Source organism: Pseudomonas sp. GW822-FHT02D10, from assembly GCF_058802345.1.
Map to the genome: position 1 here is coordinate 88095 of NZ_JBXAOB010000008.1, position 20054 is coordinate 108148.

Here is a 20054-nt window from a genome sequence, read left to right on the forward strand (position 1 = left end):
AGAACCACATGGACAATCGACGTTGGCGTCATCCTTTTTCAACGACCCGTACAGGCAAGCGTAGTGCGGGTTTCACCTTGCTGGAAATCCTCGTGGTCCTGGTGATCCTGGGTCTGATGGCCAGCCTGGTCGGGCCGCAGGTGTTCAAACAACTGAGCGGCTCGAAGACCAAGGCGGCCGCGCTGCAGATTCAGGAACTGAGTGCGGCCCTGGATCTGTACCGGCTGGAGCTGGGCAGCTATCCCACCACTGAGCAGAAGCTCGATGCACTCATCACCAAGCCGCGCAATGTCGAAGGCTGGAACGGGCCCTACCTGAAGAAGAATGTGATCCGCAAGGACCCCTGGGGCAACGACTTCCAATACCGCTCGCCGGGGCAGCACGGTGAATTCGACCTTTGGAGCCTGGGGGCCGACAAGCGCGAGGGCGGTGAGGGAGAGGACCGCGATGTGCATAGCTGGGACTGAGCAGCGGGGCTTCACCTTGCTGGAACTGCTGGTGGTGCTGGTGATCGCCAGTCTGGCGATCAGCCTGGTAGGCCCGGGGTTCCAGCGCTTTCTGCCAGGCCTCACCCTGGAGGCGGAGAGCCGTAAAATGGTGGCCCTGCTGCGTCACGCACGCAGTCAGGCGATCCTCACTGGCACCGTGGTGAGTATCAGCCAGGATGCCGAGAACAGAGGCCTGCACCTGAGTTATCGGGAGCAGCCCTACACCTTGCCCGAGCACCTGGAGCTGGATCTGAAGGACGGCCCGGTCCAGGGCGAGAGGGCGACAGGTGCGGCGCAGATCCTTTTTTACCCGAGCGGCGACTCCTCCGGCGGCAGCCTCAGGCTGAGGATGGAAGCGCGTAATGAGGTGATCAGCGTCGACTGGCTGAGCGGGCGTGTACAGCGCACAGCGGCGCAGGCAGAGGATCAGCCGCATGAATAATTCGCGCGGTTTTACCCTGCTGGAAGTGCTGGTGGCCTTCCTCATCCTCAGTCTCAGCATGAGCGTGTTGATGCGCATTGTTTCTCAGTCGTTCAAGGCCCTGGAAGCCGCCGAGCATCATCAGGTGGCCCTGCAACTGGCCGAGTCACAGCTGGCGGATGTGCTGACCCGGCTCAACGCCGATAGCCGGGGCAAGAAGGAGGGGCGGCTGGACAGTCACTACCGCTGGCAAAGCGAGATCGAACCCTATCACTTCGACAATCAACAGGCTGGCGAGCATTACAGCATCAGCCCTTGGTTGATCCGGGTCTCGGTCAGCTGGGGCGCGGGTCCGGCCGAGCGGGTCTCTCTGAGCACGGTCAGGCTGCTGCGGGAGGCACCATGAGTCGCGTGGATCATGGCTTCACCCTGGTCGAGTTGTTAGTGGCGCTGATCCTCGCGATGCTGGTGACGATGCTGGCCTATGGCGGGCTGCATGTTGCCCTGCGCAGTTGGGATGCTGCCGAGCTGCGCCAGCAGGACATGGAACAGCGCTATATGACTCAGACGCTGCTGCGCCGTCTGCTGGAGAGCCCTGTTTCCATCCAGGTACAGGATGACGAAGACAAGCAGCAGATGGCCTTCTTCGGTGAGGAACAGGGGCTGATCTTTGTTGCGCGCCTGCCGGTCCTGGGTGACAGCAAGCAGCTCTACTGGGTGCAATTGGTGCAGGACAAGCAGCTCGCGGGCAAGGGGCTCGCCTGGCAACTGGAATTGCGCTATTTGCCCTTCGAGAAGTCGGAGAAAGTCAGCTGGGCGCTGATTGTCAAAGCTCTGGCCAATAACGGCAAACGTCAGGTACTGATCGAGGGCCAGCCCAGCGCCTGGCATTTCGGCTACCTGGAGCGGCTCCCCGAGGGCGGGCTGGATTGGCAGTCGCAATGGCAGAAACAGGCCGGTCTGCCTGTCTTGTTGCGCCTGACACCGCCCAAGCGTCAGCGTGACAGTGCTCCGCAATTACTGGTGGCGCCGAAGGATATGGCCTATGCCATCGTCAATGGCCATTGATGCACCCAGGCGTAGCAGCGGGGTAGCGCTGGTCAGCGTGCTCTGGCTGCTGGTGCTGCTGTCCCTGATCATTCTGAGTCTCTCTGCCAGCACTCGCATCGAGCTGCAGTTGGCCAGCAACCTGCGTCTGGCGGCGCAAGGTCGGCATGTCACTGAGGCGGGGGTCAACTGGGGCCTGTGGAGTCTGCTGCAGACGAACACCGCCGGCTGGCTGGCCGATGGCAGCACGCGCACGCTGGTGCTTGATGGCATCAGCGTCGAGGTGGCGCTGTTCGACGAGCAGGGCAAGATTGACCTCAACGAAGCGGGTCCGCAACTACTGCAAGGGTTGTTCAAATCCGTAGGGTTGACAGAGCAGGCAGCATTGGCCATGACGAGTGCGATTATCGACTGGCGTGATGAGGACCAGGAACTGAGCCCCATGGGTGCCGAGGAGGAGCAGTACAAGGCGGCCGGGAAGCCGGGGCCGCGCAACGCACCCTTCGAGAGTGTGGAGGAGCTGCGCCAGGTGCTGGGCATGACGGAGGAACTTTACCAGCAGGTGCTACCGGCACTGACCATTTACTCGAACAAGGCCGAGGTCAATCCCCTGGTCGCTCCGCGCGAGGTGTTGCTGGCATTGCCGGGCATCGTCCCCGATAGCGTCGATCGCTTTATCGAGGAACGTCGACGTAGCTACGCCAGTGGTCAGCGGCCGCCGCTGTTGAGTGGCGTGGACCCCATGCTTCTGGCACCCAATGCGCCGGGCGTCAACTACTCTATCGTTACCGATACAACGCTGGGCATAGGTGTAACGGCCCGGCAACAAGTGCTGGCACATGTGCAAGGTTTCGGGCGCGGACAGAGTTTCGATGTATTGCAGAGCACAGAGCGACAGTGATCGTCTGTTGCTATTGAAGCGTCCTTGAACACGGGAGGCACGCATGAACAACCGCTTGCGCCTGGCAATGGCGTCCCTGATCGTCGTGGTTCAGCGGTTCTGGCTGTGGTGGAGTCAGGAGTTGCTCGGCCTGATTCCGGAACGCTGGCTGGAGCGTTTGCGGCGCCGCGGCAATCTGCTGTTTATCGTCCTGCAAGAGGGACAGTGCAGTATCCGTTTCGGCAATTACAGCCAGAGTGAAACGCTGGTCAGCGCCGCTCTGGGGCAAGACGGCGAGCTGCCGACGGAGCTTATCGAGCCGTTGCTCAGCCGGACGACGAAGGCCTCCCAAGTGATTGTGCTGCTGGCGAGCCAGCAGGTCCTGCGCAAGATTCTCAGCCTGCCCGCCGCCACGGAGGCAGGGCTGAGCAACGTGCTGCGCTTCGAGATGGATCGTCATACCCCCTTCAATAGCGATCAGGTGTACTTCGGCTACCGTATTCTGGAACGCGACCGCCGCCAGCAGCGCTTGCACGTGGAGTTGCTGGTGGTGCTGCGCGCCTACCTGGATGAGCTGCTCAAGCGCCTCGATGGGTTGGGCGTGCAGCCTTCAGTGATCACCCTGGCCGACGGTGAGGAGCGTTGGACGGGCAAGTCAGTCAACCTGTTGCCGGGTAGCCGAGTGCGCAATCGCAACGCGGGTTGGCGCGGTAACCGCCGCTTGCAGGTGGCCGCGCTACTGGGGCTGCTGTTGCTGGTGGCTTTCCCGCTGTTACAACAGCACCAACGCGCCGAGCGCCTGGCCAGCGAACTGGGTGTGCCCAAGGTGGCCGCCGAGCGGGCGTCAGCGGTCCGTGTCGAACTGCAGCGGCTGGAGGCCGGACGCAGTTATCTGCGCGAACAACAGGTTCACGCCAGTGAGGCTTTGCGGATTCTCAACGAATTGACAGCCCTGCTTCCAGACACCACCTGGCTCAGCCGCTTCGAACTGAGCGGTGAGCGGGTACGTTTCGAAGGTGAATCGGCCGAGGCCTCGGCACTGATCGGTCTGCTCGAAAAGTCCAGGACTCTGCACAACGTCAGCTATGCGTCACCGATCACCAGTAATCCAACGACCCTGAAGGATCGCTTCAGCCTGCTCGCCGAGCGTCGGTCCGTGCAGGAGACTCCATGATCCCGCTACGTCTGCGGCAGTTGCTGGCTGTGCTTATTCTGCTGGTGCTGGTCAGCCTGTTGTTGTGGGTGGTGCTTGGACCATTGCTCAGCCGTTTCCGGTCCGATGAAGAGGCCATCGACAGTCTGCAACAACGGCTGGCTGTTTATCAGCGCCTGGTTGGCGAGCTGCCCGAGCAGGAAGCCCGCCTGACCGAACTGCGACGTAACGACCCGATGTCGCGGCTGGTGTTTGCCGAGACTCGGCCGGCGCTGGCCAGTGCCGCGTTACAGCAACTGATCGGCCAACTGATCGGGCAGATCGGGGGGCAGGTGGTCAGCACCCAGATTCTTAACAGTCCGGATGCCGAGACAGTGTTGCCATCCGTGGGCATCAAGGTGCATATGCGCGGCGAAACCGGACATCTGGTGCATTTGCTCTATGAGCTGGCGTATCACGAACCGTTGCTGTTGGTGGAGAACCTGGTGGTACTCAGCAACCCGCGGGTCGACATGCAGCGCGTCCGTCAGGCGGCGGATATCAAGGCTGTACCCTCGCTGGATGTCACCTTCGATCTCAAGGGCTTCATCTCCCGTGAGGAGGCGTCCCATGAATGAGCTGCTGCGCTGGCTACGGGCGCACTGGTGGTGGTGGGTGTTGCTGCTCGTGCTCGTGCTGTTTGTCTTGCCGCAGCTGGCCGGTGCCAAGGAGACGGAGGCGAGTAAGCCTGCGACTGCGACTGCGACTACGACTGTGCCGGACGCTGCGCGCCCGTCCTTCGCCGAGTTCCAGCCGATGATCGACCGCCCCTTGTTCAGCAACACACGGCGCCCGCCGGTGGTCAGGGAAGGAGGGGGGCAGGAGAGCCTGGATGCGCAGCAGTTACGCGAGGCCTGGCGCTTGACCGGCATTGCGCTGGAGAAGGGGCGCCGGTTGGCGACCTTCAGCGAGCGTCGGGGCACGCAACACCTGTTGCTGGAGCTGGACATGGTGCTCGTCGACAACTGGCGGCTGGAGCGCATCGACACTGATCGCGTGCTGCTCAGTAACGGCAACCGGCAGGTGGAAATGCCACTGCGTGAGCCGATCGAACACCAGGAAGGCTCCAGACCGCCGACCGCCAAGACGAAGCCGGGCAAACCCGTCCCGCCAAAAGCGCCGACTGGCAAGACAACGATTCGAGCGACCCCCGCGACCACGCCGGCACCCGCCGCGCCGGCCCGGCAGGGGTAGAGGAGAAGGCTGATGAAGAAGTTCTGGTGCGTGGCTCGCCCTTTTCTGCTCAACAGTCTTTTGCTGTTGGCGGCCTGCGCAATGACTCCCGGTGGCGATCGGGCCACCCTGGACAATCCGTGGGGTCATAAGGCCGAGCAGGCCGCGGCACCGGCGCCCGGTAGCACGCGCCTGTCACGCACGGCGCCGAAGACGGGGGCGGAGGCGTTTCGCCGTGAGGCCTCTTCCTCGCCGCCCCGCGCGGCCAATCAGTCACCCCGCGCCGAGATATACCGTGGCTCCGGCAGCATGGTCGAGCTGGGCAATGGTGCTGTTCAGCCCTTGACCGAGGAGGGCGATATCACCCTGAATTTTCAGCAGATGGAGATCGCGGAGGTGATCAAGATCATCCTTGGCGAGATCCTTCATCTGAACTATGTGGTGGACAAAGACGTCAGTGGCACGGTCAATTTGCAGACCAGCCGGCCGCTGACCAAAGAGGCGCTGCTGCCGACCCTGGAGACGCTGTTGCAGGTCAACGGCGCGGTCCTGGTGAAGTCACAGAACTTCTATGAAGTGGTGCCTGTCGAGTCCGCACCGTCGAGTGCGCTGGTGCCGCGGTTGAATCCGGTGGAACTGCGCGGTTACCAATTGCTGGTGATCCCTTTGCGCTACATCTCGGCCGCCGAACTGCAAAAGATTCTCGAGCCGCTCAAGCCAGTCAAGGGGCTGATGCGGGTCGACGAGACACGCAATCTGCTGATGGTCGCCGGTACCCAGGAGGAGCTGAACAACATTCGCGACACCGTGCGGGTCTTCGATGTCGATCAGTTGCGTGGCATGTCCATTGGTCTGTTCCGCCTGCAGTCGGTGAATGCCCCAGTGGTGCTCAAGGAACTGGAGGCCATCTTCGGTGACGCCGCCACCGGGCCGCTGGCGGGCATGGTGCGGTTCCTGCCGATCGAACGGCTCAACGCCCTGATGGTGATTACCCCCCAGGCCAAATACCTGGAGGACGCGCGAACCTGGATCGAGCGCCTCGATCTTGCCGACAACGGCCAGGGCGCGAGCATGTACATCTATCACGTGCAGAATGGCAAGGCAGAGCACATGGCGGAAATCCTTACCCAGCTGTTCGAGGGGCAGCGGGCCGCCCATGAGAACGGGAAGGACGCTACGCCAGCCGCATCGGCTACGGCTATGCCCTATACATCGGCGGCTGAGCCTGAGGCCAACGCCAACGCCAACGCCAAGCCCAAGGTCGAGCGCGCTCCGCAACTGGTCACTACGGGCGGGGAAGGCACCGCTATGGAGGTGGGCAACGTCAGTATCATCGCCGACGACGAGAACAATGCGCTGCTGGTGATGGCCACACCTGCCGATTACGAGAAGGTCCTGCAGGCGATCCAGAAGCTCGACGTGCTGTCGCTGCAAGTGCTGGTGGAAGCAACCATTGTCGAGGTTACCCTGCAAGACGAGCTGCGCTACGGTTTGCAGTGGTTCTTCAAGAGCGCCATTGGTAGCAAAAGCCTGAGTGGCACGCTCGGCAAATTTCCCCTGGTCACCCCGACGGACCTGAAGCCCACGGGTTCGTTGAGCGTTTTCGATGCGGCCGGCGCCAAGGTGTTGCTCGACTTGCTGGCAGCGGATTCGAAAATCAACGTGGTCTCCTCGCCGACCCTGATGGTACTGGACAACCATACCGCGACGATTCGCGTCGGTGACCAGGTGCCGGTGCGCACCTCGGAAACCGCTAACACCAGCGGGGTGGTCAATAACCCGATCGCCAACCCCTCGGCGCTGGTCACCAGTACGATTCAGTACCGCGACACCGGTGTCCTGCTGGAGGTCACCCCGCGGGTCAACTCCGGCGGCATGATCGTGCTGGAGATCACCCAGGAGGTGAACGATGTGACTCCCACCGCCTCCTCCAGCATCGACTCGCCGACCATCAACCAGAGGAAGATCAAGACCAACGTGGCGATCCAGAGCGGGGAAACCCTGGTCCTCGGCGGCCTGATCAAGGAGGACACCGAGCGCCACAACGAGGGGCTGCCTTACCTGCGAAACATCCCGGTACTGGGCTGGTTGTTCGGCAGTCAGGGCAAGAAGCAGGGCCGCACCGAACTGGTGGTGATGATTACCCCGACAGCGGTGACCAGCACGGATGAAGCCCGAGATGTCACCAAGGAATACCGCAACAAACTGAAGGGCGTGACACTGCCGCAGGATGCCTGGCAAGGCCAGGGTCGTCAGCTTTAGCGATGGCGTGAGCCAAGCCCGGACACAGAGCAGGTTCGGGCCTGTTACGCTATCTGTACAGGTGCGATTTCCCCTGTCATGCCGTCAAGGTATTGAAATAATTGAGGTATGGAACCATTGCCGGCTGGATTGCCGGTGCGGCTGTTAACCCGCTTTAACAACCTTCCCCGCGATTTCCCTTTGGCGTCCCGCCAATGCTCTCTAATGCTCTATTTAGTTACCTTGCTTTCTATTAAAGTTCTTATAAAACAGATAGTTAATATTCTGGCATAAGAATTGATTGCTTTAATCGCGAGGAGAGTCTGTTGTTCTCCGGATCGGGATTTCGATGGAGGCGTTCTGCCAGATAATAAAATCGGGATCTGCTAACACCTGCCAGATTTACAGCTGACCAGTCGGTTCAAGGGCTTTGTCCAAAGCCGTTGGTATTCCGCTCGGGCGGAGTGGAAAGCTGAGCTCGCCACCTCTTGCAGGACCTGAGAGGTCAAGGCGGAGGAGCAATCATATGAACACGCGGAACTTGTTGAGAAAGCTGCCGAGCTGTTTGCTCGGCGCAATCTTTGCGGCTGGCGTGGCCAGCACGATGGTCAGCACGATGGCTCACGCCGTCGACGGTAACCCCCCAGGGCTGTTCGAGTTGGACGGCAATATTCCGGACGATCCCGCTGTCCCTGGTGATGATTGGGGCGGACTCTTTGCGGGCACCAAAGGCGCCAACCTGGTTACCTTTACCGGGATCATTGCCGACCCGGCACCCCTCAGCATCTTCACCACGGGCGGTTCCAAGGATGTCAATGATGTCAGTTCCTGGAGATTTACCAACGGTGCGGTACCGGACAAGGACGACATCACCGATGCCTATGCGGCGGCCTACACCAACCCGACCGACGTCTGCGTGAATGGCAGCAAGATGCCGGTGCTCTGCTCGGATCCCACGGCGGTCGGGCCTCCGGTCCATAAGGCCGGCGATCTGATGGTCTACTTCGGCCTGGACCGTTTAGCCAATAACGGCGATGCCTTTGCTGGCTTCTGGTTCTTCCAGAACCCGGTTACCCCAGGCCCGAACGGCACCTTCACCGGCACCCACGTGGCATTGCGTCCGGACCCGGCCAACCCTGGGAAGTTTCTGCCGGGCGATATGTTCGTTATCGTGGATTACCCGCAGGCCAGTGGGGCGGTGCCGATCGTCAAGGTCTATCAATGGGACCCGAATGACGCGAACCACAACGGTAACATCGACCCCGACGAGACGAGCGGCAAGTTCAGCCCGCTTGATCTGGTGATCAGGTCGACCAGTGCCAAATGCGATGGGGCCGGCGATAAACTGGCCTGCGCCATCACCAACCTGACGTCGCAGAGTTCGCCACCTTGGCCCTACGCGTCGAAATCTGGCAGCGGGCTGCCCTTCGAGAGCTTCTTCGAGGGTGGGATCAACGTCACCCGGCTGTTGGGGACCACTCCCTGCTTCGCCTCCTTCCTCGCCGAAACCCGCTCAGCCGAGTCGCAAACTGCCCAGCTGAAGGATTTCGTGCTGAGTTCTTTCCCAGTCTGCGGCGCCAGTGTCACCAAGGCCTGTACCACGAGCATCAATGCGACCGGGGATACAGCCACGGTGAAATTCACAGGTATCGCCAGCAATACCGGCGGAGAGTCGTTGTTTATCAAGCTGGATGATAACGCCGCCGGCTCCACGTTCAACGCGGTGTGCATCGATGACGGCAACGGGGTCTGCGGCGACCCCACTGATATCGTGCCCGCCGACCTGACCCTGGGCTCTTCCGCCAGCTTTACTCTGGCCCCCCATAAGCAGGCGCTCTACCAGGGCAGCTATCAGGTGAGCCCGGTCACGACTGTCTCGTACTCCGATACAGTGGCCCTGAGCTTCTTCGCCAATTCAGGCGGACCGCTCCTGGGTGGCTCGAACGCCACTGCGAACTGCCAACTGACTCTGCAGCCGGATCTGAGCATCGCCAAGGTCTGCAATGGCGTACAGGTAGTTGTGGAAAACGGTCAGGTGGTGATCAAGTCGAGCAATATCATCACCGTCACCAATACCGGCCAAGAGGGACTGAACAGTGTGCTCATCAAAGACTCGGCAGTACCGACCCTGGTCAAGGATAGCGGTGGGGCAAACCTGACTTGCACGGCGGGTAGCGGCCAGTGCACCGGCAGCCTGGCGTTGGGAGAGAAGGTGGTGCTCAAACAGACCTACACTCCTACCAGCTTCACGGGTGGTCCGGCTCCTGGCACCGTGTTCTTTAATAACACCGCCAGTGCTCAGGGCCTGGGGGCCATCACCGGCACTCCTGTCGCTCCGAAAACGGACACTGCCAAATGCCCTCTCTGCCAATAGTGGGTAATGGCTTTACGACCCTCTAGGACAGGGCCGCCGGCTTGGCAAAAGGCAAAAGGGCGCTGTGCAGCAGCGCCCTTTTTAAAAAGAAGGCGCAGGGCTTTAGGCTCTGCGCTTTTTTTTGCGGCTTCGGTCGCTTTGTTAGGGCGTCAGACTGATGCTGACGGTCGCGCTGGCGCTGAGCTTGCCGTCGCTGATGGTGTAGCTGAACTGGTCAGTGCTCTTCAGCGACTTGGTCGGGCTGTACTTCAGGGTGCCGTTGCTGTTCAGGCTGACTTTACCCTTGCTGCCCTGGGTGAAGGTGACGATGCTCAGGGTATAGCCGTTCGGGTCGCTGTCATTGGCCAGCACGGCGATGTCCACCGGGTTCAGGCTGGTGAGCAGCGCGCTGTCGTTCACAGCCTTGGGCGGCTGGTTCGCCGTGGCGGGGTTGTTCACCACGAAGTTGGCACTGCCGCTGGCGCTCAGGCCATTGGCCGCGGCGCTGGCGCCGACGTTATAGAAACCGTCGACGGCGGTGCTCGGCGTAGTGACATTGAGGGGGACGCTGGCGCTGGCACCAGGGGCCAGGCTCAGGCTGCTGCCCAGGCTGGCGCTCCAGCCAGCGGGATTGATCGGGCTCAGGCTGAAGTTGTTGCTGGCGCAGGCGCTGCTGTCCTTGTTGGTCACCGTGACGGTGTAGCTGAAGCTGCTACCGGCCGGCAGCCAGGTGCTTTGCGCCGGGCTGACGCTGACGGTCGGTGCGCTGCGGGTGCAGGTCGGCGCGCTGCCGCCACCGATGTCGACGGTGACCAAGGCCTGACTGGCATCGGTCGACTGGGTGGTGATGTTGATGCCGCTGTCGCTGAAGCTATGGCCGCCAGTCAGGGCTGCATCCTTCATGTCGACGAAGTCGCTGCCCGGGGTCATGTCCAGCAGGAAGCCGCTGTTGCCGTCGCTCGGACTGGCCTCGCGCACGGCCACGCCGCTGAATATGTTGTTCGGGTCGATCACGCCGAGATTGGGGAGCTGCGCGTCGAAGCCAACCGGCTGGCGGTATTCGACGTAGTAGTAGCTGGGCGCGCCGCTGCTATCCAGGCCCTTGGCGATTTTCAGCAGTTTGGCGCTGGAGGTCTGGGCGGCTGCCGGCTTCAGGTAGAAGCTGCCGCTGCTGTTGACGGTGATGATATTGCTGCTGGCCAACCAGCCCAGGCGCTCCTTGTTGAAGCCGTTGAAATCACCGACGGTGCCGAAATAACCCATGACGTCCAGCGTGTCGCCGTATTCCTGAGAAGTGCAGGTGCTGCCCAGGGTGGTGTTGCCGCAGTCCAGGGCATGGGCATGCTGCAGGCCGAGGTTGTGGCCCATCTCATGGGCGATGGTGTGCAGAATCATGCTGTCGTTGATCCAGGCGGCGGAAGGAAAGGCGCCGACCTGGCCCATGCCGGAGTAACCGCAGGCGTTCTTCGGGAAGATGTAGACGAAGCGGTCGTACTGGCTCAGGTTGTAGCCGCTCGCCTGGGCCGCCGACCTGGCATTCGTTTCGATGGCAGAAGCATCGCAGATCGTGCTGCTCACCGGGATGGTGTACCAGCCGGCGACACTGCCGGTCAGCCAGGTTTGCTGGGAGGAGTTTTCCTTGTAGAAGTCGCTGACGCCGCCGCTACCGAACATCAGACTGTTAACCTGGTCGGTGGTCCACGGCTTGTTGCTCGGGGCATCCTGAAAGTTCACCAGGACCGCCAGGGTGCGCTGGGCGCCCAAGGTATTGGGCATCGCGCTGGTGGTGGTGCTGGTGCTGGGGGTGCTGGTGGTGCTGGTGGTGCTGGTGCTAGTGCTGGTGCTGGTGCTGGTGTTGTTAGGGCCACCGGCGAGCAGGAGCAGGCCGGTATCGTCGTCGTTGACCACCAGATCACCCTGAATCGAGGCGCTCGCCCCATCGACATTTGCCAGCAACCAGCCTTGGGCGCGCACCTTCAGGCCGCTGCGCCATTCCCGCTGGGCGTTGGCCAGGCGCAGTTCGAAGCGTTCGCCGAAGGGGGTCTTGAGGAAGTGGCGCAGCTTGTGATCGCCGTTCTCGTAGTCCTCGTAAACCACTTCCAGTTCGCCTTCCAGCTCCAGGTGCTGTTCCAGCTTGGCCACCACCTCGGGCGGCATACCCGTCTGCTGGTCGGTCGGCACGGTCACCCGCAGCACTTCCTGCGGATGGCTCTGTGCCAGATCGACGAGCAGTTGACGACGCTGTTCGGCTTTGCCAATCAGTTGTTCAAGCAGCGCGGAGCGCTCGCTGGCCGGCGCTTTCTTCCAGCGCTTGTACAGGCTCAGCAGTTCTTGGCTACGGCCGCTGGCAGACTCACGGGCAGCTTGCAGGCTGGGGATGTCGGGCTGGGCGAGGCTCTGGGTGGAGGCGACCGGTTGGTCGGCGAGGGCCAGGCTGCTGGTGAAAGCCAGGATGGCCAGAATGGAGGCCGTGTAAGGGCGAAGCGGACGCATGGGTCTCTCCTGAGCAGAGTCAGAAAAGATCCTCTTCACGGCGTGCCATGAGGGAGGTTTTCCTTCGGCAGTTCGGTGTTCCCAGTGGGCCCCATGACGTTGCGTCGCCCAATTGCTCGGGCTTTGCTTTTGTCGGGAGAGGATCTTTCTGCAACTTGATTGAGGGCAGCCGGGCTACCTGATTAAGACCCCTTGATCACTCACTAGAACTGTAACGTCAGCGGATGAACCGTATACCTCCTGTTCACTGCCTGTGGCAGCGGGGTTGATTCCTGTACAGCATGCTTTACTCACTGTTCGTTTTCTGAGCAGTCGTTAAAAGGGGCGGAAATCTAACATGACACTTGCTCATTTTTTATACAAAAAAGGCATAGCCAAGTATAAATTGGTTAAAAAATGATCTGAAAATGGTCTTGCCAAAAGGACCAGGCCATTTAGCCCGGCGCTCGCCGTTCGTCGGTTCGAGCACGGGTGCAAGCCTGGGGTGGGGGATGGTTGGTGCGGATTTGAGTTCAGGACTGCAGTTCGGGTTCGGCGTCCTCATCCTCATCCCATAGCAGGATCATCGGCGTGACGCTGGGGTGGAGCCGCTGCCACAAGAGGTATTTGTGGTGGCGGTGGTACCAGATCAGGAAGGGCGGGGCAGCGAACAAGGGGAAGGTGTACTGGTCGGCTTTCCGGTCTGGCGTCACCTTGTCGACATCCTCCGCGCGCCTCTTCAGCAGTGGTTTGCGGTCGGTTGAGCGTCGCTCTCGCCGGTACATAGTCGTTTTCCTCCCGATTCGGGGAGAAAATTGCAAAAAGCGAGCCAGTCGTGTCTGGTCTCAACGGATGCCGTACTTGTCCATGATCCTGTACAGAGTGACGCGGGACACGCCGAGCAGCTTGGAAGCCTGGGATACATTGTTCATCGAATGGTTCAGGCAGTTGCGCACCGCCAGTTCTTCTGCATGTGCCCGCACCTGTTCCAGGGGTTTGACCTCAAGCTGTTCTTCGCTTTCCTCCAGTCCCAGGTCCCTGGCGGTAATCATGTGATTTTCACTCATCACCAGCGCGCGGCGGATGCGGTTGATCAGCTCACGGACATTGCCCGGCCAGTTGTAACACCGCATGGCGGCGATGGCCTGGTGGGTGAAACCGTGCACGCTACTCACTTGCTCCTTGGCGAATTTGTGCAGGAAATAACGTGCCAACAGTTCGATGTCACTGCCGCGTTCTGCCAGGCATGGCACGTCGATATTGAGGACATTCAGGCGATAGTAGAGATCTTCGCGAAAACGCCCATCGATCACCGCCTGCTCCAGGTTGACGTGGGTCGCCGCCACCACCCGCGCGTTGACCGGCAGGGTCTGGTTGCCGCCAAGTCGCTCGATGGTCTTCTGTTCGAGAAAACGCAGCAGATAGACCTGCAACTGGAGCGGAAGGTCGCCGACTTCGTCGAGAAAGATGGTGCCGGACTCGGCCGACTCGATGCGCCCGATCTTGCGTTTGTAGGCACCGGTGAAGGCGCCCTTCTCATAACCGAACAACTCGGCGTAGATCAGGGATTCGGGCAGGGCACCGCAGTTCACTGCGACGAAGGGGCCGGCGTGTTGTTTGGAACGCTGGTGAATGGCGCGGGCGATCATCTCCTTGCCGACGCCTGTCTCGCCGCGGATCAGCACCGGCGCTTCGACCGCCGCGACCCGGCGGATCAGATCGAAGATCGCGAGAAATTGCTTGGTGCCACCGACCATCTGGCACTCCTCGATCGGCAGCAGCATTTCCTGCCCTAGATCGCGCAGCATGGACATGCCCTGCAGATGGCCGAGAGCGTTTTTCAGGTGGGTGCAGTTGTCGTTCAGCGGCAACGAGAAGTAGTCGTAGAAATGCTCGTAGATCAACCGACGGAACTCCAGATCATCAAGGTTCGCCGGGTTGGTCAGGGCGACCCAGGAGAGGTGCTCGTCGGCACTGAGCAAGGCCTCGACCTGCTCGCGCTGCTCCTCTGTGAGGGTGTTCGGCAACAGGGCGACCCCGATGCGATAGCGGCCTTGTTTGAGCAAGGTTGGGTTATGGCTCGCCGAGGTGATCCGGTCGAAGGTCCAGGAGGGTAGCTGCAGGCTGGCATATAACCGCTCATCGTCTGACAGGTCGAGCAGCAGTGCTCTGCGGGACGATCCTGGCAATGGATGAGTGGTCGAAGACATTTTTCAAGCCCTTGATACACATTTATTACGTTGCAACTACCTGCTGTCAGAATTGTTACAACTCACTTAGGAGCATAGTTTCAGCACTGGTAGTTTTCTGACCAAGTGACGAAAGGAATGGCGACCAGCCAGTACGAGACAAAGGTTTTGGCCGATCACTGGAAACTGGCGCTGGGGCCTCTATAGTTGCTTGAGGCTGGTGAGGTTCGATAACCATGTACAGCAAGTATTTCGGCTTCTCGGAACTGCCGTTTACCATTGCGCCGGATCCGCGCTACCTGTACCTCAGCGCGCAACACCGCGAGGCACTGGCTAGCCTGTTGTACGGCATCAACTGTAACGGTGGCTTCGTCCTGCTGACGGGGGATGTCGGCACGGGCAAGACCACCGTCTGTCGCTGTCTGCTCGAACAGTTGCCTGCCTGCGCCGAGGTGGCCTTCATCCTCAATCCGAAGTACTGCATCACCGAATTGCTGGAAGCTATCTGCGATGAGTTGAAAATCGACTATTGCCCCAGTCGGAGCAATATCAAGGGTTATATCGATGCGTTGAACGCCCATCTGCTGGCCGCACATGCCCGGGGCATCAATACCGTCTTGATCATCGATGAGGCGCAGAATCTCAGTCTTGAGGTGCTGGAGCAGATTCGCCTGCTGACCAATCTGGAAACCAGCAGTCAGAAGCTCTTGCAAATCATTCTGATCGGTCAGACCGAGCTGCTGGACATGCTTGTTCGGCCCGAGTTACGCCAGTTGAATCAGCGCATCACTGCGCGTTATCACCTCAATGCCCTGTCCCGTTCCGAACTGGGGGCCTATGTGTGCCACCGGCTGGCGGTCGGCGGCAGCGATGCTGCGTTGTTCACCCGGGCGGCCCTGTGGCGACTGCACCGGCTGACCCACGGTGTGCCGAGGATGGTCAATATCATTTGCGATCGGGCCCTGCTCGGGGCTTTCGTGGAGCGCCGTTCCAGAGTCGGTTGGGGGGTGTTGACGCGGGCGGCACGTGAAGTTCGGGGGCAGCGTCCTCGGCCTGCGCCGCGCTGGCGACTGGTGCTGCTCTCCTTGACGTTGATCGGCTTGCTATTGGGGAGCTTTTGGTACTCGAAAGGATTTCGGCTCGAGCAGGTCAGCCTGCTGCAGCCACTGCCGGCCGCGGTGCAGGCCTCAACCCTGGCCATTGCGCCGGTACAGCCGCCCGAGCCCGTCGCTTCGGCCGTTGCGGCTGCACAGACATCCGAACCCGGCGCTCCGGCCGTTGCGCCTGTACAGACACCCGAGCCTGTCGCCCCGGCCATGCTACCCGTACAGACCCCCGTGGTCAGTGTGCCGCAAGAAGCGCCTGCACCACCGCCAGCCCCGATACCCATCAGCGCGCAGACCGAGCGGCCAGCACTACCGTCCAGCCCATCGCTCTGGCACTGGCCGGACGGCACGGATCTGGCCGCGACCGAGGCCATGGCCTATCAGGCCCTGTTTCGTCTATGGGGGATCGAGTACGACCCGGTTGCTACCCCGTTGATCTGCCGATTCGCCCGTTTGCACAGCCTGAGCTGCCTGCAGCAGCCGGCCGATCTCGATGAGTTGCTGAAGCTGAATCAGCCGGCGGTGATCAATTTGTTCAATGCGGCCGGGCAGTCGTTCTTCGCCACCTTGATCGGCGTCGAGCGGCCAAAGGGCCTGGCGCGCCTGAACATCGCCGGAGAGGTACGCAGTGTTGAACTGGAGGAGTTGCGTCGCTGGTTGCAGCACAATCAGTTGGTACTCTGGCGCATGCCGCCCGGTTATCAGATGCCGCTGCGTCCGGAGGCGCGCAGTGCATTGGTACCTTGGCTGGACGCACAGCTGGCGCGACTGCAAGGGCACCCGGTCCAGGCGACCAGGAGGGATTACTACGATCAGACCTTGCAGCTGCAAGTGTTGGCCTTTCAGCACCATTATCGGTTGGTGACCGATGCTGTGGTCGGGCCGCAGACCCTCATACAACTCAGCACCCTGACGGAAACGAACATTCCCTTGTTGACGGCCGTCGAGCCGGAGAGTGACTGAGCATGTCTTACATCCTCAATGCGCTCAAAAACTCCGAGAACCAACGCAATCTTGGAGAGATTCCCCACATCGACTCGCAACCGGAGTTCGTCAAGACCCTGTCGGGCAGGTTTGGCGAGCGTGCCTGGAAATGGGCGGCCTTGCTCGCCGTTACAGCCTTGCTGCTCAGCCTGGGTTGGGCTCGCTTCGGTGGGGAAAAGAGCGTCATCAGCGAGCCGCTCCCGGCTAAGTCGCCGCCACTTGCAGCCCCGGCGGCGCCCCCTCACTTACCGGCAGTGCCAGCAGTGCCAGCAGTGCCAGTAGTGCCGCCCGTTTTGCCAGTGGTGGAGTCGCAGGAGCGGGCTCCCGGGCTGCCGGCCTTGCAGGATATGGCCGGCGTTCGGATTCATCTCGAGGAGGGTGCCATGCCTGGCGCCGGTGCCGCTTCGGCGAACCCCTCGGCAGTGTCGGCAAGTCCCCGGGTGGTGCTGGAAATGCCGGTCGGCGGTGGCGTCATACCACGCGAAACGGTGCCGCGGCAGCCGTTACCGGCCCCGCGAGCGACCAGTGAAGCGCCGCCCGCGGAAGTCTTGAACGGGGTGAGTCACTGGAAGACCCTGCCGGCAGATATCCAGAAACAGCTACGGGAAATGGCTTTCACCGTACACATTTATTCGGCTAACCCCCCCGCACGCTTTATCCGCGTGAGCGGCCGGACTCTGCACGAAGGCGAGCAGTTGAGTGCTGAACTGCAACTGCAGCAGATCACCCGTGACGGAATCGTTTTCACGTACCGCGGGGGCAGGTTCTGGATCGGTATGAACTGAGGTCTTGGTGGGTTCCAGCAAGCGATCAAGTAGGCGATCAAGCTAGCGACCCTAATGGCCGAAGACCCGTTGGAATAAGAATCCCTCGGATGGTTGCGCTCGGGCAAAGCCCACAAAGCACCGCGACCACTTCACCAAAGCCGCAGCGGTTAAGCGAACAGATTTAAGCTCACCTCGGTGCTCCCCACGGGGTAAAATCTGCGACGTTGAGCAGTTGGCTACCTTTGAGTCCATGGTAAAGCCACTCGTCTGACCTTTAGGGCCGTGCTAGCAAGTGCGGCCAATGGTGTGTGCGTGATCGGTAATGAAAGTCTGCTATAGAAAAGATAAATGTGGGGGCGGCAGAGTGGACAAGGTTGATGAACTGATAATTGCTGCCTTGAAGGATGACTCCAGGGTCAGCCTGGCGCAGCTTGCGCGACAAGTTCACAAGTCTAGAACCGCTGTGGAGTCGCGCGTTCAAAAGCTGATCGATAAGGGCATTATCCTGGGCTTTACCATCAGTGTTGCTGAGGATGATGAAGCACAGCAATCAGCGTTTTTGATGTTGAAGCTCAATGGCAGCAGTTGCCATCTAGTGTTTCCGAAGATCTACCAGTATCGCGAGGTGGTTCACGCCTTTTCGCTGTTTGGCGATGTAGACATGATGCTCGACGTCAAATACAGGAGCTTTGAAGAACTGATGGTTTTCAAGGAAAACCTGCTGAAGATCGAGCATGTGAGAGAAGTGGTGGTAAACCCGGTACTGAAGGCCTGGCGCTAGCAATGCAGCCGCCGCCGTGGTACGCGGCTGCGGCTGCATGATGCCTGAGGTTAGCTGTATTTCAGATCGTGTACGGTTTCGAGAAAGTGATGACTCAAGGCTGGCATTCTCTGGCGAAGGGTATCGACCAGTTCTTCAATAACCGCCTGATTGAACTCGAACGGCGTGTCGTCATGTCCCAATACCACCACCAGCAGGCTTGACGACTCTTTCGTCAGCCTGAAGTCATGGGCATCGGCGTCGACCTTGCCGATGCTCGCCAAGGGCACGTCACCGCAGGTATAGATGATATCGCCGACGGGAATCGTGACGTCCTTTTTGGCGAAGAGCGGGCGGAAAGCCCTGGGTTTCTCCGAACGCATGACGTAAATATCATCCTGCTGATGATAGGTGTGCACGCCGATGCTGACCCCATGCCGAATCGCCACGGCGTTATAGGCATCCACGATATTGTTGATGGGGTGGACGCCTTTGGCGATGAAGCGCCGGAGCAGTTTTTCGTTGGCGCTGACGGTGTTTTCATAACCCAGCTTTTTAAGTTGCTTGGCAAAGCCGTCGTAAATGATGTTCGAGTCCAACTCGTTCAGGCGGGACGCAACGTGATTCAAGTTGCTTTGCAGGACGCCCACGAAACTCTGATCATCAGACACTGTAATGTCTTCGATAACGGCGGCACACGCGTTATTGATGCCCAGGTCACGGGCTGACTTTCTTATGATCAAGCGACTTTTCATAAACTTAACACCATAACTTTTTGCGTAGATTGTCGGTACTGATGTCCAGTTGCGGAGCCGAGGGATGCTGCAGCCAGAACAGGCCTGGGCAGGTGGCGAAGTCGATGGTGAGCGCAGTGGTGTCGCCTGGGCTGATGAAGTACCGGTGACCGCAATAGGCAACATCCTCAACCGCGCTCTGCAATACCTGCGGCGATGGCGCACGGAAGGTGCGGCTTTCGTCGGAGCAGAAGAAGCCGATGCGGCCATGGCTGGTCTGGCTGACAGCATCAGCCTGGGGGCGTGGGCGTTTCAGATAGCAGTCAATGGCCAGCGACAGCAAGTCGGGCTGGTACACCTGTTGAAACAGCTGCGGTGCGATGCCGCCGTGCAATCGGCCGCCTGCTTCAATCATCACGGGGCCGGCGTCAGACCAGATGATTTCCATGTGAATCGGGCCGACCTCGATGCTCAAGGCCGCTGCCGCTTGGCGGGCATAGTCGATCAGGGGTTGCAGGTCCGGCGCCCGGGGATCGAGGGTGTCCAGGCTTTCGTAGACAAACATGCTGCCGTTTTTCTGAATCTTGGTGTATTTGCACACCGAGGCAATAATGTACGTTCCAGCAAACGCGACCATATCGACAACGTACTCCGGGCCCGATACGAACGGCTGCACGATAAAACCTAGGTTGATTTCCCCCAGGTCGTTTTTCTGCTGCCAGGCCGCGTTGTTCAATGCGGTCTCTACTGCGTCCTTGCCTTGAGCAAACACCACGCCCTCGGTGGCGGCCGAATTCAGCGGCTTGACCACGTAGGTGGCCGCCGGATCCAGTGAGGCGACCACTTCGGCAATGCGGGTCGGCGAACTCAGCAGTTGTGATGCAATGTTCGCCAACTGGTGCTTTTTCAGGGCTTGCTGCATGGAAAACTTGTTGCGACGCAGGTCGCTGGTGATGCGGCTATTGCCCGGGATACCGAGGATTTCCGTCAGGTAATCCGTGAGGTAGATCGCGGTTTCGCACCCGGCGATCACGGCGCTCAGCGACAGGGTTTCCAGGGTAATCAGCAGGCTCTCTTCCCAGTAGTAAACCTCCTGGAAATTTTCCGTGATCAGGTCATTGCTGAAGTGCTCGGGCAAATTGCGTGTGGAGATCACGGCAATGCAACGCACGCCTTGGGCATTGAGCAAAGGGGCGTAGAGTTTGCCCGTGGAGAACGGGTCAACAATCAGTACGGTTTTCAAGTCA

The 20054-nt window shown here is 60.3% G+C and carries 18 protein-coding genes; 13 read left to right on the plus strand and 5 right to left on the minus strand.

Translation table 11 applies throughout. The features are described 5' to 3' along the window. The first annotated feature begins 8 nt into the window (after positions 1-8). The 10 genes from gspG to AC1RPZ_RS15255 all read left to right on the plus strand — a co-directional run bounded on the left by gspG (position 9) and on the right by AC1RPZ_RS15255 (position 9816). Positions 9-467, plus strand: a complete 459-nt coding sequence (gene gspG, locus AC1RPZ_RS15210) for a type II secretion system major pseudopilin GspG (RefSeq protein WP_493137825.1) — start codon at positions 9-11, stop codon at positions 465-467. After that, positions 448-930, plus strand: coding sequence for a GspH/FimT family pseudopilin (locus AC1RPZ_RS15215; protein ID WP_493137826.1), 483 nt, complete (start codon positions 448-450; stop codon positions 928-930). Before gspG ends, AC1RPZ_RS15215 begins: the two co-directional genes overlap by 20 nt. Continuing rightward, positions 923-1315, plus strand: a complete 393-nt coding sequence (locus AC1RPZ_RS15220) for a type IV pilus modification PilV family protein (protein WP_493137827.1) — start codon at positions 923-925, stop codon at positions 1313-1315. Before AC1RPZ_RS15215 ends, AC1RPZ_RS15220 begins: the two co-directional genes overlap by 8 nt. Then, positions 1312-1977 (plus strand): prepilin-type N-terminal cleavage/methylation domain-containing protein, encoded by a 666-nt coding sequence (locus tag AC1RPZ_RS15225; RefSeq protein ID WP_493137828.1) that lies wholly within the window; start codon positions 1312-1314, stop codon positions 1975-1977. The genes AC1RPZ_RS15220 and AC1RPZ_RS15225 overlap by 4 nt, the downstream gene beginning before the upstream one ends. Continuing rightward, positions 1955-2857: a type II secretion system minor pseudopilin gene (locus AC1RPZ_RS15230; protein WP_493137829.1), complete on the plus strand. Its 903-nt coding sequence runs from the start codon at positions 1955-1957 to the stop codon at positions 2855-2857. Before AC1RPZ_RS15225 ends, AC1RPZ_RS15230 begins: the two co-directional genes overlap by 23 nt. A 43-nt stretch (positions 2858-2900) precedes the next feature. Beyond that, positions 2901-4010, plus strand: a complete 1110-nt coding sequence (locus tag AC1RPZ_RS15235) for a PilN domain-containing protein (RefSeq protein ID WP_493137830.1) — start codon at positions 2901-2903, stop codon at positions 4008-4010. Continuing rightward, positions 4007-4606, plus strand: a complete 600-nt coding sequence (gene gspM, locus AC1RPZ_RS15240) for a type II secretion system protein GspM (protein ID WP_493137831.1) — start codon at positions 4007-4009, stop codon at positions 4604-4606. The genes AC1RPZ_RS15235 and gspM overlap by 4 nt, the downstream gene beginning before the upstream one ends. After that, complete coding sequence (locus AC1RPZ_RS15245; protein WP_493137832.1) at positions 4584-5222, plus strand: hypothetical protein; 639 nt, start codon at positions 4584-4586, stop codon at positions 5220-5222. The genes gspM and AC1RPZ_RS15245 overlap by 23 nt, the downstream gene beginning before the upstream one ends. Positions 5223-5234: 12 nt before the next feature. Beyond that, a complete protein-coding gene (gene gspD, locus AC1RPZ_RS15250) occupies positions 5235-7463 on the plus strand; it encodes a type II secretion system secretin GspD (RefSeq protein WP_493137833.1) in 2229 nt (742 codons plus the stop codon). 505 nt (positions 7464-7968) lie between these two features. Continuing rightward, positions 7969-9816 (plus strand): hypothetical protein, encoded by a 1848-nt coding sequence (locus tag AC1RPZ_RS15255; RefSeq protein ID WP_493137834.1) that lies wholly within the window; start codon positions 7969-7971, stop codon positions 9814-9816. A gap of 141 nt (positions 9817-9957) precedes the next feature. Here the strand turns inward: AC1RPZ_RS15255 and AC1RPZ_RS15260 are convergent, their stop codons facing one another. The 3 genes from AC1RPZ_RS15260 to AC1RPZ_RS15270 all read right to left on the minus strand — a co-directional run bounded on the left by AC1RPZ_RS15260 (position 9958) and on the right by AC1RPZ_RS15270 (position 14477). Then, positions 9958-12288 carry an Ig-like domain-containing protein gene (locus AC1RPZ_RS15260; protein ID WP_493137835.1) on the minus strand — a complete coding sequence of 777 codons (2331 nt, stop codon included), beginning with the start codon at positions 12286-12288 and terminating at the stop codon, positions 9958-9960. A 512-nt stretch (positions 12289-12800) separates the two neighbouring features. Then, complete coding sequence (locus AC1RPZ_RS15265) at positions 12801-13052, minus strand: hypothetical protein (protein ID WP_493137836.1); 252 nt, start codon at positions 13050-13052, stop codon at positions 12801-12803. Between the two features lie 60 nt (positions 13053-13112). Then, positions 13113-14477 (minus strand): sigma-54 dependent transcriptional regulator, encoded by a 1365-nt coding sequence (locus tag AC1RPZ_RS15270; protein ID WP_493137837.1) that lies wholly within the window; start codon positions 14475-14477, stop codon positions 13113-13115. Positions 14478-14692: 215 nt separating this feature from the next. Here AC1RPZ_RS15270 and AC1RPZ_RS15275 point away from each other — a divergent pair, with 215 nt between their 5' ends. From AC1RPZ_RS15275 to AC1RPZ_RS15285, 3 genes are all read left to right on the plus strand, one after another. Beyond that, positions 14693-16525: an ExeA family protein gene (locus AC1RPZ_RS15275; RefSeq protein ID WP_493137838.1), complete on the plus strand. Its 1833-nt coding sequence runs from the start codon at positions 14693-14695 to the stop codon at positions 16523-16525. 2 nt (positions 16526-16527) lie between these two features. Beyond that, positions 16528-17331 (plus strand): general secretion pathway protein GspB, encoded by an 804-nt coding sequence (locus AC1RPZ_RS15280; RefSeq protein ID WP_493137839.1) that lies wholly within the window; start codon positions 16528-16530, stop codon positions 17329-17331. 346 nt (positions 17332-17677) lie between these two features. Further along, positions 17678-18094: an Lrp/AsnC family transcriptional regulator gene (locus tag AC1RPZ_RS15285; protein ID WP_493137840.1), complete on the plus strand. Its 417-nt coding sequence runs from the start codon at positions 17678-17680 to the stop codon at positions 18092-18094. 50 nt (positions 18095-18144) lie between these two features. Here AC1RPZ_RS15285 and AC1RPZ_RS15290 read toward each other — a convergent pair whose 3' ends face one another. Beyond that, positions 18145-18828, minus strand: coding sequence for a phenylalanine--tRNA ligase beta subunit-related protein (locus AC1RPZ_RS15290; protein ID WP_493137841.1), 684 nt, complete (start codon positions 18826-18828; stop codon positions 18145-18147). Between the two features lie 4 nt (positions 18829-18832). Then, positions 18833-20050 carry an ATP-grasp domain-containing protein gene (locus AC1RPZ_RS15295; protein ID WP_493137842.1) on the minus strand — a complete coding sequence of 406 codons (1218 nt, stop codon included), beginning with the start codon at positions 20048-20050 and terminating at the stop codon, positions 18833-18835. Between the last annotated feature and the right edge of the window lie 4 nt (positions 20051-20054).